This window comes from Streptomyces sp. NPDC001492 (assembly GCF_053597275.1).
Window position 1 is genome coordinate 303294 of sequence record NZ_JBSFHW010000006.1, and the last position, 14688, is coordinate 317981.

At 70.9% G+C, this 14688-nt stretch carries 14 protein-coding genes; 6 read left to right on the plus strand and 8 right to left on the minus strand.

The window, feature by feature from the left end; all coding sequences use genetic code 11:
• Positions 1 to 76 precede the first annotated feature (76 nt).
• The gene (locus ACWC1K_RS10900; protein ID WP_450830253.1) at positions 77 to 1432 is read right to left on the minus strand and encodes an FAD-binding protein; all 1356 of its coding nucleotides are present in this window, start codon (positions 1430 to 1432) and stop codon (positions 77 to 79) included.
• 198 nt (positions 1433 to 1630) lie between these two features.
• On the opposite strand from ACWC1K_RS10900, the gene ACWC1K_RS10905 reads away from it, so the two are divergent.
• The gene (locus ACWC1K_RS10905) at positions 1631 to 2605 is read left to right on the plus strand and encodes a YihY/virulence factor BrkB family protein (protein ID WP_450830255.1); all 975 of its coding nucleotides are present in this window, start codon (positions 1631 to 1633) and stop codon (positions 2603 to 2605) included.
• On the opposite strand, the gene ACWC1K_RS10910 is transcribed toward ACWC1K_RS10905, so the two are convergent.
• A complete protein-coding gene (locus ACWC1K_RS10910; RefSeq protein WP_450830256.1) occupies positions 2550 to 3830 on the minus strand; it encodes a D-alanyl-D-alanine carboxypeptidase family protein in 1281 nt (426 codons plus the stop codon). The genes ACWC1K_RS10905 and ACWC1K_RS10910 overlap by 56 nt on opposite strands.
• Positions 3831 to 3921: 91 nt before the next feature.
• Between ACWC1K_RS10910 and ACWC1K_RS10915 the strand changes: the two genes are divergently transcribed.
• From ACWC1K_RS10915 to ACWC1K_RS10930, 4 genes are all read left to right on the plus strand, one after another.
• Positions 3922 to 4161, plus strand: a complete 240-nt coding sequence (locus ACWC1K_RS10915) for an SCO4848 family membrane protein (protein WP_450830258.1) — start codon at positions 3922 to 3924, stop codon at positions 4159 to 4161.
• Between the two features lie 53 nt (positions 4162 to 4214).
• The gene (locus tag ACWC1K_RS10920) at positions 4215 to 5456 is read left to right on the plus strand and encodes a metallophosphoesterase (RefSeq protein WP_450830259.1); all 1242 of its coding nucleotides are present in this window, start codon (positions 4215 to 4217) and stop codon (positions 5454 to 5456) included.
• A 214-nt stretch (positions 5457 to 5670) separates the two neighbouring features.
• Complete coding sequence (locus ACWC1K_RS10925) at positions 5671 to 7227, plus strand: ABC transporter substrate-binding protein (RefSeq protein WP_450830261.1); 1557 nt, start codon at positions 5671 to 5673, stop codon at positions 7225 to 7227.
• Between the two features lie 95 nt (positions 7228 to 7322).
• Positions 7323 to 7724, plus strand: coding sequence for an ATP-binding protein (locus ACWC1K_RS10930; RefSeq protein ID WP_450830263.1), 402 nt, complete (start codon positions 7323 to 7325; stop codon positions 7722 to 7724).
• Positions 7725 to 7738: 14 nt separating this feature from the next.
• Here the strand turns inward: ACWC1K_RS10930 and ACWC1K_RS10935 are convergent, their stop codons facing one another.
• The gene (locus ACWC1K_RS10935) at positions 7739 to 9187 is read right to left on the minus strand and encodes a sensor histidine kinase (protein WP_450830265.1); all 1449 of its coding nucleotides are present in this window, start codon (positions 9185 to 9187) and stop codon (positions 7739 to 7741) included.
• Positions 9184 to 9873, minus strand: a complete 690-nt coding sequence (locus ACWC1K_RS10940) for a response regulator transcription factor (protein WP_115906323.1) — start codon at positions 9871 to 9873, stop codon at positions 9184 to 9186. The genes ACWC1K_RS10935 and ACWC1K_RS10940 overlap by 4 nt, the downstream gene beginning before the upstream one ends.
• A gap of 165 nt (positions 9874 to 10038) precedes the next feature.
• Here ACWC1K_RS10940 and ACWC1K_RS10945 point away from each other — a divergent pair, with 165 nt between their 5' ends.
• Entirely contained in the window at positions 10039 to 12441 is a 2403-nt protein-coding gene (locus tag ACWC1K_RS10945; protein WP_450830363.1) for an MMPL family transporter, read from the plus strand.
• A 14-nt stretch (positions 12442 to 12455) separates the two neighbouring features.
• On the opposite strand, the gene ACWC1K_RS10950 is transcribed toward ACWC1K_RS10945, so the two are convergent.
• The 4 genes from ACWC1K_RS10950 to ACWC1K_RS10965 all read right to left on the minus strand — a co-directional run bounded on the left by ACWC1K_RS10950 (position 12456) and on the right by ACWC1K_RS10965 (position 14604).
• On the minus strand, positions 12456 to 13190 hold the full coding sequence (locus ACWC1K_RS10950) for a TetR family transcriptional regulator (RefSeq protein WP_450830267.1): 735 nt from the start codon (positions 13188 to 13190) through the stop codon (positions 12456 to 12458).
• A gap of 11 nt (positions 13191 to 13201) precedes the next feature.
• Entirely contained in the window at positions 13202 to 13687 is a 486-nt protein-coding gene (locus ACWC1K_RS10955) for a thiol-disulfide oxidoreductase DCC family protein (protein WP_450830269.1), read from the minus strand.
• Entirely contained in the window at positions 13684 to 14079 is a 396-nt protein-coding gene (locus tag ACWC1K_RS10960) for a hypothetical protein (protein ID WP_450830271.1), read from the minus strand. Before ACWC1K_RS10960 ends, ACWC1K_RS10955 begins: the two co-directional genes overlap by 4 nt.
• A gap of 114 nt (positions 14080 to 14193) precedes the next feature.
• Complete coding sequence (locus ACWC1K_RS10965) at positions 14194 to 14604, minus strand: VOC family protein (protein ID WP_398956898.1); 411 nt, start codon at positions 14602 to 14604, stop codon at positions 14194 to 14196.
• Positions 14605 to 14688: the final 84 nt, after the last annotated feature.

Consider the following 14688-nt stretch of genomic DNA (forward strand, 5'->3'; position numbering starts at 1 on the left):
CGAGGCGGCGGGAGAGGTCGGACGTGCTGCATCTCCCGGGGGCGGCCCCCGGGACCCTGGACGACGCGGCGCTTCGTCACAGGGCGAGACGGCGGGCGAGGTCGGACGTGAACACGCCGCGCGGGTCGAGTTCCTTGCGCAGGGTCCGGAAGTCGTCGAGGCGTGGGTACATCGCGGCGAGGAGTTCGGGGCGCAGCCGGGAGTCCTTGGCGAGGTGGACGCGGCCGCCGGCCGTGGCGACCTCCTCGTCGAGTTCGTCGAGGAAGGCGCCGAGCCCGGGCAGGCCCGCGGGGAGGCCCACGGCGAGCGTCCAGCCGGGCACGGGGAACGAGAGCCACCCCGGGGCGGCCTCCCCGAAGCGCTGGAGGACGGCCGGGAAGGACGGCCATCGCTGTTCGGCGATGCGCCGCACGATCCGGCGCAGGGCGTCCTCCTGGCCGCGCCCGACGGCGAACTGGTACTGCACGAAGCCGCCGCGGCCGTAGACGCGGTTCCAGTGCGGAACGCCGTCCAGGGGGTGGAAGAAGGCGGAGATCCGTTGCAGCCGGCCGGTACGCGCGCGTGGCGCCGTCCGGTACCGGAGTTCGTTGAAGAGACCCATGGCGGTGCGGCTCAGCAGGGCCTCCGGGAGGAAGGCGGGGGCAGGAGGGAACTGCGGGGTGCGGAACGCCAGTGGCGCTCCACGCGCGCGTGCGGGCAGCGCGTCGAGCGGGGCGTGGTCGGCTCGGGTGAGGACCGCGCGTCCGGTCGCCGCGCCGCGGGCCGGCAGGTCGATCCGGGCGACCGAGTAGCGGTGGCGGTGGTCGGTGGCCGTCAGGCGCGCCAGCAGGTCGTCGAGGTCCGCGGCGCGCTCCGTGTCCACCGCCATCAGGGAGGTCTCGACCGGCAGGAGCCGGATGGTGGCGGTGAGGATCACGCCGGTCAGGCCCATCCCGCCGGTGGTGGCGTCGAACAGGGGCGTGCCGCGGCTGACGGTGCGGATCCCGCCGTCGGCGGTGAGGAGTTCCAGCGACAGGACGTGCCGGGAGAAGGAGCCGGAGACGTGGTGGTTCCTGCCGTGGACGTCCGCGCCGATCGCGCCGCCGACCGTCACATGGCGCGTGCCGGGCAGCACCGGCACGAACCAGCCCAGCGGCAGCAGCACCTCGATCAGCCGGTGCAGGGAGACGCCCGCGTCGCACAGCACGGTGCCGCCAACGGCGTCGATGGCGTGGATGCGGTCCAGGCCGGTCATGTCGAGCACCGCGCCGCCGGCGTTCTGCGCCGCGTCGCCGTACGCCCGTCCGAGGCCCCTGGGGATGCTTCCGCGGACCCCGCAGCCCCGGACGGCGGCCACCGCCTCCTCGTACGTCCGTGGACGGATCAGTCGGGCCGCGGTGGGAGCGGTGCGGCCCCAGCCGGTGAGGGTGACCGGAGCGGTGTCGGCAGACATATCGGTGACCGTATAGCCCGCCTATGACCGGTCAGCATTGAAACATGAGGCTTCTACCCGAAATGGGTGATTAATGGGTATCGCTCAATAGGGAAATGGGGCGCCCTCGGAGTGCCCGCGCCGACCCCGGCGCTGCACTGTGCCGGGTTTTCGGGGTACTCGCACATTGGTCTTCCACACCTGGGGGAGAGTCTGATCATGGACTGGCTGAAGAAGCTCCCCGTCGTCGGGCCGCTGCTGGCGCGCCTCATGCTCACGCATGCCTGGCGGTCGTTCGAACGTCTGGACAGGGTGAAGTGGACCCGGCTGGCCGCCGCGATGACCTTCACCAGCTTTGTCGCGCTGTTCCCGCTGCTCACCGTGGCCGCCGCGATCGCCGCGGCCACGCTCAGCGAGAAACAGCAGAGCGACCTGCAGAACAAGCTCGCCGAGCAGGTGCCCGGCATCTCCGACCAGCTCGACATCCAGAACCTGGTCCAGAACGCCGGCACCATCGGCCTCATCGCGGGCGCCGTCCTGATCTTCACCGGCATCGGCTGGGCCGGTTCGATGCGCGAGTGCCTGCGCGCGGTGTGGGAGCTGCCCGACGAGGAGGAGAACCCCTTCCTGCGCAAGGCCAAGGACCTGGGCATCCTCGTCGGTCTCGGCGGCGCCGTCCTCGTCACGCTCGCCACCTCCACCGTCGCCTCCGCGATGGTCGGCTGGATCACCCGGCAGCTCGGCATCGACAACGGCGGCTGGGGCGGGGTCCTGCTCCACATCGCCGCGTTCGCCGTCGCCGTGTTCGCCGACTTCCTGCTGCTCCTGTACGTCCTCACGCTGCTGCCCGGCGTCGAACCGCCGCGCCGCCGCCTGATCGTCTCGGCGCTGACCGGCGCCGTCGGCTTCGAGCTGCTGAAGACGCTGCTGAGCGGCTATATGCAGGGCGTGGCCGCGAAGAGCATGTACGGCGCGTTCGGCGTGCCCGTGGCCCTGCTGTTGTGGATCAACTTCACGGCGAAGCTGGTCCTGTTCTGCGCCGCGTGGACGGCGACGCCGAGCGAGCAGGACAGGCAGGCTCAGGCGGACGGGCAGGACGAGCAGCAGGAGAAGGACGACCAGGACGCCGGGGCGGATCTCACGGGCGGGACGACCGGCGACGTACCAGATCGGGCAGCGGCCAGCGGCGGTTGACCAGGAACGCGGCCGCCGCGAGCAGCACCAGCACCCCACCGCTTATGGCGAGGGCCACCCCCATGCCGCCGGAGCGGCCCGCGGCCGAGGCGCTCGCCACCGGCGAACCGGACGGCTTGCCGGCGGCACCGCCCGCCTGGCCCGCCGACCCGTTCCCGCCGGACTGCCCGCCCGACTGCGCGGCGCTCCTCGGCGCCACCAGCTCACCCACGGGCCGTACCTTCCCCGCCGCCTGGAAGCCCCAGTCGAAGAGCTTGGCGGTCTCCTTGTAGACCTCGTTGTGCTCCCTCTTCTCCGGGTTCATCGCGGTGACGAGGAGCACCCTGCCGTTCCGCTCGGCGACACCGGTGAAGGTCGCGCCCGCGTTCGTCGTGTTGCCGTTCTTGACGCCCGCGATGCCCTGGTAGACGGAGACGTCGGAGTCGCCGGTCAGCAGCCGGTTGGTGTTCTGGATCTCGAAGGACTCGCGGACCGACTTGCCCTTCTTCTCCGTCGTGTCGCCGGGGAAGCTGGCGCGCACCGTCGAGCAGTACTCGCGGAAGTCCTTCTTCTGCAGCCCGGAGCGGGCGAACAGCGTCAGGTCGTACGCGGAGGAGACCTGCCCCGGGGCGTCGTACCCGTCGGGCGTGACCACGTGTGTGTCGAGGGCCTGGAGCTCCTCGGCGTGCTCGTTCATCTCCTCGACGGTGGTCTCGACCCCGCCGTTCATCGCCGACAGCACGTGCACCGCGTCGTTGCCCGAGCGCAGGAAGACACCGAGCCACAGGTCGCGCACGGTGTACGTCTCGCCCTCCTTTATCCCGACCATGCTGGAACCGGCGCCCATGCCGGCCAGGTCGGAGGGCGCCACCTCGTGCTCCTGGGTCTTCGGGAACTTCGGCAGCACCGTGTCCGCGAACAGCATCTTCATCGTGCTCGCCGGGGGCAGCCGCCAGTGCGCGTTGTGCGCGGCGAGCACCTCGCCCGACTCGGCGTCGGCGACGATCCACGAGCGCGCGGTGATGTCCTTGGGGAGCACGGGCGCGCCGCTGCCCAGATCGACCTGTGTGCCCGGCTGCCCGAGACGGGCGCCGCCCACGGACGACATGTCCGCCGGGGGAGTGGCCGTCGGACTCGGCGAGGGCCTCGGAGCCGCGAAGGTGACGGGCGCGGTCAGCGCGATCGAGGACAGGACGGCGGAGGTGACCAGCAGGGATCGCCTGAGGGTCTTCTTGGGAGCGGGCACGGACGAGAAAGTACATGCCACGGGCCGTGAAGTCCCGCCTCCCACCCCACCCCCGACACGGAACGCAAGAGGCGGCGGCGATACTGAACGCATGAAGCTCAGCCGCCCGGTCTCCTGGTTCCTGCTCGCCTTCGGGGTGTGGTCCTGGGTCATCTGGGTCACTTTCGTTAAAAATCTCATCAAGGACGGCAGCGGGCTCGCCTTCGACGACGGTCACCCGACGGCGTACTTCTGGGTGCATCTGACGCTCGCCGTCGTCTCCTTCGTATGGGGGACGGTCATCGGGGTCATCGGGTTGCGCGGACTGCGCGCTGTGCGCCAGACCTCATAAGAGCGGGCAAAACACACGCAAACGGCAGAACCGGCAACGGGGGTCGCGGCACGATGGTCGTCGTCTTCGGGGTGATCGCACTCCTCGCGCTCGGCGTCCTCGTCGCCGGCAGCTGGTACCTGTGGCGCCGTCTGTTCCGCGACACGACCCGGGGTCCGGGCCTCGCGCGCCGCGCGGGTGCGGCCGCGATCGCGGCCGGCTGGTTGCTGGCGGTCGGGGCCGTCGTCGGCGAGCGCGCCGGCGCGCCCTTCTGGCTCCAGCAGGTCCTGGCCTGGCCGGGCTTCCTGTGGCTCGCGCTGTCGATCTATCTGCTGCTGGCCGTGGTGGCGGGCGAGGTCGTACGGCCCCTGCTGCGCCGTCTGTCGGAGCGGCGGGTGCGCGCCACGGCCGCCCTGCCGCAGGCGCAGCCGGTACCGGCGGGATCCCTGCCCCCGAAGGCACCGGAGGCCGGGCCCGAGCCCGCACCGCTCCCGGATCCGTCGCGCCGCCTCTTCGTCTCCCGGATGGTCGCGGGAGCCGCGGCCGCCGCCGCCGTGGGAACGGTCGGCTACGGCACGTACGGCGTCCTGCGCGGCCCCCGTGTGAAGCGCGTCACCGTGCCGCTGGCCAAACTCCCGCGCGCGGCGCACGGTTACCGCATCGCCGTGGTCAGCGACATCCACCTGGGCCCGATCCTGGGCCGGGGCTTCGCGCAGAAGGTCGTCGACACGATCAACGCCACCCGGCCCGACATCGTCGCGGTCGTCGGCGACCTGGTGGACGGCAGCGTGCAGAACCTCGGCCGGGCGGCGGCACCGCTGTCGCAGCTCACGGCGCCCTCCTACTTCGTCACCGGCAACCACGAGTACTACTCCGGCGCGGCGCAGTGGGTGGAGGAGGTACGGCGGCTCGGGCTGCACCCGCTGGAGAACGCCCGCACCGAGCTGCCCTGGTTCGACCTCGCCGGCGTCAACGACCTCGCGGGCGAGAGCGAGGGCCAGGGTCCCGACTTCGCCAAGGCGCTCGGCGACCGCGACACGGCACGCGCGTGCGTGCTCCTCGCCCACCAGCCGGTCCAGATCCACGACGCCGTGAGGCACGGCGTCGACCTCCAGCTCTCCGGCCACACCCACGGCGGCCAGCTCTGGCCCGGCAACTTCATCGCGGCCGCCGCGAACCCGACCGTCGCGGGCCTGGAGCGGTACGGCGACACGCAGCTCTACGTCAGCCGGGGCGCGGGCGCCTGGGGGCCGCCCACGCGTGTGGGCGCGCCCTCGGACATCACCGTGATCGAACTGGCCTCGACGCAGGCCTGAATCGTCCCGCGGGTCCGATGGAAACCGCTGGCCGAAACCCGGTGCCGGTAACCCTGTGGGAACCCTGTGAAATCTGGCGGAAACCCCTTGCGGTAACGTCTTTCTCAACTCGACAGATTCCTCTTCCCCCAGGTGAAAAACCTGTGATTAGGTGAGCCGCGCTACTAGGGGAGTGGCATGTGGGGTGGGCCGTCGGGCCCGGGAAGGGCAACCGATGCGCTCGGTTCGCATGCGGATTCTCGCGACACTGCTGGTACTGGCGGGCGTGGGGGTCGGCGGCTGGCAGCTGCTGCCGTCGCAGGAGAACACCGACAGGACCATCGAGGTCGGCACGACGGACGAGGTCACCTCGCTCGATCCGGCCGGCGCCTACGATGCGGGATCCTGGGCCTTGTTCAGCAACGTTTTCCAGTCGCTGCTGACCTTCGAGCCGGGCGGCGCCTCACCGGTGCCCGACGCGGCCCGCAGCTGCGACTTCGTGGGCAGTCAACTGACCACCTACCGCTGCACCTTGCGCACGGGACTCGCCTTCCCCAGCGGCCGCACGATGACCGCCGAGGACGTGAAGTACTCCTTCGACCGGGTCAAGGCGATCAAGTCCGACGTCGGCCCGTCCTCGCTGCTGAGCACGCTCCGCTCGGTCGACGCGAACGGCCTGAAGGTCACCTTCCATCTGTCCTCGCCGGACGCCACCTTCCCGTTCAAGGTGGCCACCGGGGCGGGCTCGATCGTCGACAGCCACGCGTACCCGAAGAACCACCTGCGCACCGACCCGGGCGTCGACGGCACCGGACCGTACGAGCTGACGGCGTACACCAAGGGCAAGAAGGCGGCCCTCACGCCGAACACGCAGTACAGGGGCGCCGTCCAGAAGACGGGCCGGCCCGTCGACCTGCTCTACTACGTCGACTCGAACGCCCTCGACAAGGCCTGGAACGCGAAGCAGGTCGACGTCGCCACCCGCCAGCTGCCGCCCAAGGTCCTGTCCGGGCTCTCGGCGAGCGACCCGAACCAGCGCCTGTCCGAGTCCGACAGCGCCGAGACCCGCAACCTCTACCTCAACACCCGTGCGAACGCGCCCCTGCACGACAGCAGGATCCGGCAGGCCATGGCGTGGCTGATCGACCGCGAGGAGCTGGCCGCCACGGTGTACGAGGGGACCGTCGACCCGCTGTACTCGCTGATCCCGACGGGCATCACCGGCCACACCACCTCGTTCTTCGACGCCTACCCGAAGCAGGACGTCACGAAGGCGAAGGCCCTGCTCACCCAGGCCGGGGTGACGACACCGGTCCGCTTCACCTACGGCTATGGCAAGGGCCGCGGCTCCGCCGAGCAGGAGGCCGAGACCATCAAGAAGCAACTGGAGTCGAGCGGCCTGTTCAAGGTGACCCTGAAGGGCTACGAGTGGTCCGACTTCCAGAAGCGCTGGGCCACCGGCAAGCTGGACGCGTACGCCGTCGGCTGGGTGGCCGACTACCCGGACCCGGACACCTTCGGCGCCCCGCTCGTCGGCACCAAGGGCACCATGAACACCGGCTACAGCAACAAGGCCGTCGACCAGCTGATCCAGGCCAGCCAGCGGTACGCCGACCGCGGCGACGCCGCCTCCGACTTCGTCACGCTGCAGCAGGACGTCGCCCACGACGTGCCGGTCATCCCGCTGTGGCAGGGCAAGGAGTACGTCCTCAGCACCGAGGACGTCGGCGGCAGCCAGTACCTCGACGACGGCACCGGTGTGTTCCGGCTCTGGAGCCTGGGCTGGATCTGACGCTTCTCGCGGCGTTGACATTCGCCCCGGTGACGTCGGACGCTCACCTGACGCGGGACCGTGTGGCGGAGGTGTGCGCAGGATGAGGGGCAAACGTGTTGAGACGCAACTCCTTCCGGCTGCCCCGGCATCCGGCGTCCGTCGGTCTGGCCCGGCGGCGGGTGCGGGACCATCTGGCCGACTGGGGGCACGGCCCGGACGATCCGGCGCTGGCGGACGCGGTGCTGCTGGTGTCCGAGCTGGCGACCAACGTCGTACGCCACGGACCGCTCCTCGAGCGGGAGTTCGAGGTGGCGGTGACCGCGCTCGCCGACGGCTCCTGTCTCGTGGAGGTCTCGGACGAGGGCCGGATGGAGCCCCGATTACGGCTGGTCGGCGAGTGGGAGGAGAGCGGCCGGGGCCTGCGTGTGGTGGAGACCGTCGCGGCGGCCTGGGGCGTGTGGAGCAGAGGTCGGCACGGCAAGACCGTGTGGGCACTCGTCGCGGTCAACACCTGAGCACCGCCCGGTAGTCACGGCCGTACGGCCGTCCGGGACGGCAGTGTGACCGTCACGGCCAGGCCCTCGCCCGGCGCCGTCTGCACCGTCACCTCACCGCCGTGAGCCTCCACCACCCCCTGCACGATCGCCAGGCCCAGCCCGCTGCCCGCGCCGCCGCCGGCCCGGAAGAAGCGGTCGAAGACCCGCGCCGCGTCCTGTGCGCACAGCCCCGGACCCTCGTCCGCGACACACAGCCGCACCACCCCGTCCTCCCGCTCCACACCCAGTCGCACCGCCACGTCCGCGGGCGTGTGCGTGCGTACGTTGCCCACCAGGTTGCCCAGCACCTGTCTCAGCCCCGACTCGTCGGCGTGCACCAGTACGGCGCCGTCGGCCGCGACCTTGATCGGCCGCTCCGGCTGCTGCACCCGCAGGTCCTCGGCCGCGTCCCGCACCAGACGGCTCACGTCGACGTTCCTGAAGCGCAGCTCGGGCTGCTGGTCGAGGCGTGCCAGGGTGAGCAGTTCGTCGACGAGCCGCCCCATGCGGTCCGTCTCCGCCAGCACCCGCTCCCAGGCCCGCTTGCGCTCGTCCGGGTCGCTGAGCATGCCCTTGTCGTACAGCTGGAGATAGCCGCGTATCGCGGACAGCGGCGTACGCAGTTCGTGCGAGGCGTCGGCGACGAAGCGGCGCAGCTGGGCCGCGCTGTCCTCGCGCGTGCGGTACGCCGACTCCACCTGGTGCAGCATGGAGTTGAGGGCCAGCCGCAGCTGTTCGACCTCCTGCGTCGGATGGTGGCTGGAGGGCACGCGCCGGGTCAGGTCGCCCTCGGCTATCGCCGTCGACGTCTCCACCATGTCCTCCAGCGGCCGCATCCGGCGGCTGACGCTCATCATCGTCAGACAGGCCAGCAGCGCCAGCAGCAGCGAGCCGATGGCGAGGTCCAGCTTGAGCGCCTTGAGCATGCCGTGGTGGAGGGCGTCCGTGGAGGTGGCGAACAGGATGTACGTGCCGTCGGCGAGGCGGGTCGCGGTGGCGCGGTAGCGGGCGCCGTGCACCCTGATGTCGTGCGGGCCGGCGGCCGCGGCGAGGGCACGGGGGTCGTCCACCGCACGCGCGAGGGCGCGCTGGGTGTCCGTCGGGGCGAAACGGGCCAGGGAGACCGGCTTCCCGTGCGCGTCCACGGCGGTGAGGATCGAGTCGGGGCGGGCCTGTTGGTCGTGCTGCGGCATGAACCGGTCGCGGACGATCGCCAGCGCGCCCAGCGCGTCGATCTGCTCCATCGTGAGCGAACCGCCCAGCGACTGCCGGGTCTTGTTCAGTTCGGCGTCGACCTGGTTCAGCAGGTAGTACCGCATGCCCATCAGGCTGACCGCGGTCGCCGCGACGATGCCGAGGGCCAGCAGCGCGACGTTCGCCAGCGTCAGCTTGGCGCGCAGCGAATGGATGCCGCGCTCGCAGTGCGGCCAGCGGATCCTCATGCCAGCCCGTATCCCACACCGCGCCGCGTGGTGATCACCGGCGGGCCGAGCGCGTCCAGCTTGCGCCGCAGATAGCTGATGTAGGTCTCCACGACGGTCGACTCGGGCGGTGTGTGCTCGTACTGCCAGACATGGCGCAGGAGTTGCTCCTTGGGCACGATCCGGCCGCCGTTGCGCACCAGGAAGCGCAGCAGGGCGTACTCGGTGGGGGTGAGCTCGACGGAGCGGCCCGCGCGGTGGACGCTGTACGTCGTCTCGTCCAGCTCCAGGTCGCCGTAGCGCAGCGGGGGCCGCTGCGGCAGGACGTCGGCCGTGCGGGTGCGGCGCAGCACCGCGGTGATGCGGGCGACGACCTCGTCGATGTTGAACGGCTTGGTGATGTAGTCGTCGCCGAAGCCGAGGGCGCCGACGATCTCGGCGGGCGAGTCCCGCGCGGTGAGGAAGACCAGCGCCAGATCGGGCCGCCTGGCGCGCAGTTCGCGCCCCAGTGCCCGGCCGTCCCCGTCCGGGAGCATCACGTCGAGCAGCGCCGCGTCGGGCCGGGTGCGCTCGGCGAGCGCGAGGGCCTCGCGGACGGTGCCCGCGACCATCACCTCGAACCGGTGGTAGCGCAGGGCGATGGCGAGGACGTCCGCGATGCTCGGCTCGTCCTCCACCACCAGCACGGTGCCTGGAGCCGTCGTCATGACCCCAGTATCGGGCGGGCCACTGACAGCGGGGCCGGATCCCTCTTTGGAGTTCCTTGAGAGTCGGGGCATCTCCTGTCCACGCGCGCGCGGCGCCGCCAATCCTGTTGCGCAGGACCTGGGGGACCAACCGACGACCGTAGAGGAGCGTTGAACGTGGCGGCATTGGCACGGTGGTGCTATCGGCACCGGCTGGTGGTCCTGTTGCTGTGGGTGGGGGCGTTGTTCGGTCTGGGCTTCTCGGCCTCGACGGCGGGCACGAACTACGCGAACGTCTTCTCCCTCCCGGACACGGACTCCAAGAGCGCGTACGACCTGATGGAGAAGGCCTTCCCGAACACCTCGGGCGACACCGACACGGTGGTCTGGAAGGTCGACCAGGGCTCGGTGCGGGACCAGGCGGTCCGGTCCCGGATCACCCCTGCTCTCGACAAGATCGCGAAGATGCCGGGCGTCGGCGCGGTCACCAGCCCGTACGCCGGCAAGCAGGGCGCCGCGCAGGTCAGCCGTGACGGCACGATCGCGTACGCCCAGCTGACCTTCGCCAAGCGCGCGAACGAGGTGCCCAAGGACCTCGTGCAGAACGTCATGGACACCGCGCAGGGCGCCCGCAAGAGCGGTCTGCACGTCGAGTTGGGCGGCCAGGCCATCCAGCGCGTCCAGCAGCCGCCGCAGGGCCTGTCGGAGATGGTCGGCATCATCGCCGCGGCCGTCGTGCTGTTCCTGGCCTTCGGCTCGTTCTTCGCGATGACGCTGCCGATCGCCATCGCGGTCTTCGGCGTCGGCATGGGCCTGTTCTCCACCCAGCTGCTCAGCCACACCACCGACATCCCCGACATCGCCCCGCTGCTCGCCTCCCTGATAGGCCTCGGGGTCGGCATCGACTACGCGCTGTTCATCGTGACCCGGCACCGGCGCGGCATCCTGCGCGGACTGGACCCCGAGGAGTCGGCGGTCACCGCCCTCAACACCTCGGGCCGGGCGGTGCTGTTCGCGGGCGGCACGGTCTGCATCGCGCTCGCCGGCATGCTCGTGACACAGCTGCACTTCCTGGACGGCGTGGTCATCGGGACGTCCCTGACGGTCGTGCTCAGCGTCATGGCCGCCACCACCCTGCTCCCGGCCCTGCTCGGCTTCCTGGGCCCGCGGGTGCTCAGCCGCCGCCAGCGCCGCAAGCTGGCCGCCGAGGGTCCCGAGCAGGAGCGGGCGAGCGGCCTCGCGGCCCGCTGGTCGACCAACGTCGAGAAGCGGCCCCGCAGGATCGCCGCCCTCGCCCTGGTCGTCATGGCCGTTCTCGCCGTCCCCGTCCTGTCGCTCCGCCTCGGCGCCACCGACCAGGGCAACGACCAGGCGTCCACGACCACCAGGAAGGCGTACGACCTGCTCGCCGACGGCTTCGGACCGGGCTTCAACGGCCCGCTCCAGGTGGTCACCCAGGGCGGCGACACCGCCACCCTGGTCAAGGGAATCGAAACCACCCCCGGAGTGGCCCGCGTGGCCGCCCTGCCGCCCGCGCAGGGCGTGACGGTCATCCAGGTCGTACCGAAGACGTCACCGCAGTCCAAGGAGACCGACGACCTGATCGACACCCTGCGCGACGAGGTGATCCCGAAGGCCGGGGCGAACGCCCACGTCGGTGGGGTGACCGCGGTGTCCAAGGACTTCGCCTCCGTCACCGGTGACCGGCTGCCGCTGTTCATCGCGACGATCATCGGCCTCGGCTTCCTGCTCCTGCTGATCGCCTTCCGCTCCCTGGTGGTGCCGCTGACGGCCGCCCTGATGAACCTGATCGCCGCGGCCGCCTCCTTCGGCGTCCTCGTCGCGGTCTTCCAGTGGGGCTGGGGCCTCGACCTGCTGGGCCTCGGCAAGGAGGGCCCGATCAACGCCTTCCTGCCCGTCATCATGCTGTCCCTGCTCTTCGGTCTCTCGATGGACTACCAGGTGTTCCTGGTGAGCCGGATGCACGAGGAGTGGGTGCACACGCGCGACAACGCCCGCGCGGTCCGGGTCGGTCTGGCGGAGACCAGCCGGGTCATCAACTCCGCGGCCCTGATCATGGTCTGCGTGTTCCTGGCCTTCGTCCTGAGCGGCGACTCGGGAGCGGCGATGGCGGGCGTCGGCCTCGCCGCCGCGGTCGCCCTCGACGCGTTCGTCCTGCGCACGGCACTGGTGCCGGCCGCGATGCATCTGCTGGGCAACTCCAACTGGTGGCTGCCGGCCTGGCTGGAGAAGCGGCTTCCGCACCTGGCGGTGGAGCCGGGGGAGGAGGCCGAGACCGGACCAGGGGAAGGCCCCGCCTCCGTGGTCCACGGCTTCATCCGCACCGCCGACGGCGAACCGGTGGACGGCGCCTCGGTGACGCTGCTGTCGCAGGGCGGACGCCGGCTGGACCGGGTGACCTCACTGGCGGACGGCTCGTACATCGTGTCGGTGCCCGCACCGGGGACGTACCTGCTGGCGACGAGCGCCACGTCGTACGGCTCACGGGCGGCACAGGTCGTGGTGGCGGACGGTCCGCTGGTGTACGACGTGGAGCTGGCGGAGGGGGAGGTGGACGCGGTGAACTGACCGCGTCCCGCGCCTCAGGACGATCTGCCGGGGGTCGGCAGCACCTTCGTCATCCCCGGCAGGAAGTCCGTGAACAGCTCGTGCACCTCCCGCACCAGCGGCCGCAGCACCCGGAACCGGGCCAGCGACACTCCGCGGGCCGTCAGCCGCGCGCCCCGCTCGGCCAGCCGGTAGCTCCGCTCCCGCCCCTCCGTCCGGTCGAAGATCCAGTACAGGACAAGACCCATCTGGGAGAGCCACATCAACTCGGGCAGGACGTCCTTCAGTTCCTCCGGGACCTTCGTCTTCGTCGCGCCCGCCAGCACCTCCCGGTGGACCGAGATGGCCTCCACGCGCGCGTGCTCCGACTCCTCGGAGAACGGGCTGAGCGGGCTGTCCGGGTCGGCGGCGTTCTTGAAGAACTGCACCGCGAACTCGTGGTACGGCGTGGCGATGTCCAGCCACACCTTCAGGACGCCCGCGAGCCGCGCCTCCAGATCGGTCTCCCGATCCAGGACCTCCCGGATCGCCACCCGGTGCTCGGCGGCGAGCCGGTCGTAGAAGCCCTGGATCAGATGTTCCTTGCCGGCGAAGTAGTAGTACGCGTTGCCGACGGAGACCCCTGCCTCCTGGGCGATGGCCCGCATCGTCGTCTTCTCGTAGCCGCGCTCCTGGAACAGCCGCATCGCGGTCTCCAGGATCAGCGCGCGGGTCTGCTCGGACTTGCTGGGGTTGCCGCCCTCGTCGGGGCCGTCGTTCTTCGCAGGCACGGAAACAGAGCCTACGGGGTGACACAGGAGCCGCCGTCGCAGCCCGGTGCGCTGTACGTCCAGCCCTGGCTCGGGTGGTACTCCCACCCGTCGCCGCGGCGGTACACCCGGCCGCCCCACATCGAGCCCCGCCACTTCGAGGCCGCGAGGACCGCCCCTCGGGCGAGCCTCGCCCCCGACGGAGTGCTGAGCCGGTGGGCGAGCGGCCGGTGTTCGCGCAGCGCCCACAGGGTGACGATCCAGGCGGCGGCGGACCGGTAGACCTGGCCGGCGTCGCCGACGACGGTGATCTCGTCGAGGGTGGCGCCGTGGTCGAGTCCGGGGAAGCGCCGCCGGGCCGCTTCCGAGGCCGCGGGCAGCAGCTCCAGCGGCACGAGCTGCGGCTGCCGTACGAGCCAGTCGCGCAGGAAGGCGCAGAGCGCGCACTCGGCGTCGTACAGGACGGTGAGCCGGCGGACCGGGACCCGGTCCGCCGTCGTGGCGCTCACCTCGCTCACGCCCCGACCCAGTCCTGCGGCGCGACCGGCGGCACCTGCTCCCGCTCCAGCATCCCGCGCCGCCGGATCTTGTTGAGGACGTACACATTGCCCAGGTGCATCACACCGAGCACCAGCAGCACCACGCCCAGCTTGGTGGACAGGGCCTCGAAGATCTGCCGGGTGTCCTCGATGGTTTCGTCGCCGCTCAGGTACAGCGCGACGAAGCCGAGGTTGACGAGGTAGAAGCCGACCACCAGGAGGTGGTTGACGGCCTCGGCGAGCTTCTCGTTGCCCTTCAGCACGTCGGCGAGGAAGATCCGCCCGTTGCGGCTGAGCGTGCGGGCCACCCAGATGGTCAGCGCGATGCTGACCAGCAGGTAGATGACGTAGGCGATGACCGTGCGGTCCATGCCCCACCCCTTCTTGAACGCGTTCAAAACGCTGACAGGGATGACTGTAGACCTGTTTTTGAACACGTTCAAGCCCGAAGTGGCATCGCAGGGACGCGGGGTCGCGGGCGGGCCTCAGGGGCGGCGGCCGAGCTCCGGGCGCTTGCTGTAGTCGGTGAACCCGATGACGTTCCCCCACGGGTCGGCGATCTCCGCGGTCCAGCCGGTGGCGACGGAGAAGGGGTCGTCGAGGAGCGGGATGCCCGCGGCGGCGAGGGAGTCGGCCGCTTTCCGTGCGTCGGCCACCTCGATCCACACCCGGGGTGAGGGCCACGGCGGCGACCGGTGCCCCAGTTCCTCCTCCTGGCGCAGCAGGATCCCCGGTGTCTCGACCCCGACCTTCAGCAGGGCGATCCCGGCTTCGTCGAACCGGAAGCCCACCGTGAATCCGGCGCGCCGGTAGAAGTCGACCGCCACGGCGAGGTCCCCGACGGGCAGCAGCACGTTGTCGAATCCGAGCAGTTCGTACGACTGGTCATCTGACATACCGTCAGAATAGGAGCGGTGCAGCGCACCCGTGGGGACCGGCCGTGCGCGGTCACTCATTGGGGCGAGCGCCGCCGTCCCCCG

What these genes read in the sequence shown, in the direction of transcription:
- ACWC1K_RS10935 (WP_450830265.1), bottom strand. Translation starts at nt 9,187, where the DNA reads ATGAGGATCCGCTGGCCGCACTGCGAGCGCGGCATCCATTCGCTGCGC.
- ACWC1K_RS10925 (WP_450830261.1), top strand. Translation starts at nt 5,671, where the DNA reads ATGCGCTCGGTTCGCATGCGGATTCTCGCGACACTGCTGGTACTGGCG.
- ACWC1K_RS10965 (WP_398956898.1), bottom strand. Translation starts at nt 14,604, where the DNA reads ATGTCAGATGACCAGTCGTACGAACTGCTCGGATTCGACAACGTGCTG.
- ACWC1K_RS10960 (WP_450830271.1), bottom strand. Translation starts at nt 14,079, where the DNA reads ATGGACCGCACGGTCATCGCCTACGTCATCTACCTGCTGGTCAGCATC.
- ACWC1K_RS10905 (WP_450830255.1), top strand. Translation starts at nt 1,631, where the DNA reads ATGGACTGGCTGAAGAAGCTCCCCGTCGTCGGGCCGCTGCTGGCGCGC.
- ACWC1K_RS10900 (WP_450830253.1), bottom strand. Translation starts at nt 1,432, where the DNA reads ATGTCTGCCGACACCGCTCCGGTCACCCTCACCGGCTGGGGCCGCACC.
- ACWC1K_RS10915 (WP_450830258.1), top strand. Translation starts at nt 3,922, where the DNA reads ATGAAGCTCAGCCGCCCGGTCTCCTGGTTCCTGCTCGCCTTCGGGGTG.
- ACWC1K_RS10920 (WP_450830259.1), top strand. Translation starts at nt 4,215, where the DNA reads ATGGTCGTCGTCTTCGGGGTGATCGCACTCCTCGCGCTCGGCGTCCTC.
- ACWC1K_RS10940 (WP_115906323.1), bottom strand. Translation starts at nt 9,873, where the DNA reads ATGACGACGGCTCCAGGCACCGTGCTGGTGGTGGAGGACGAGCCGAGC.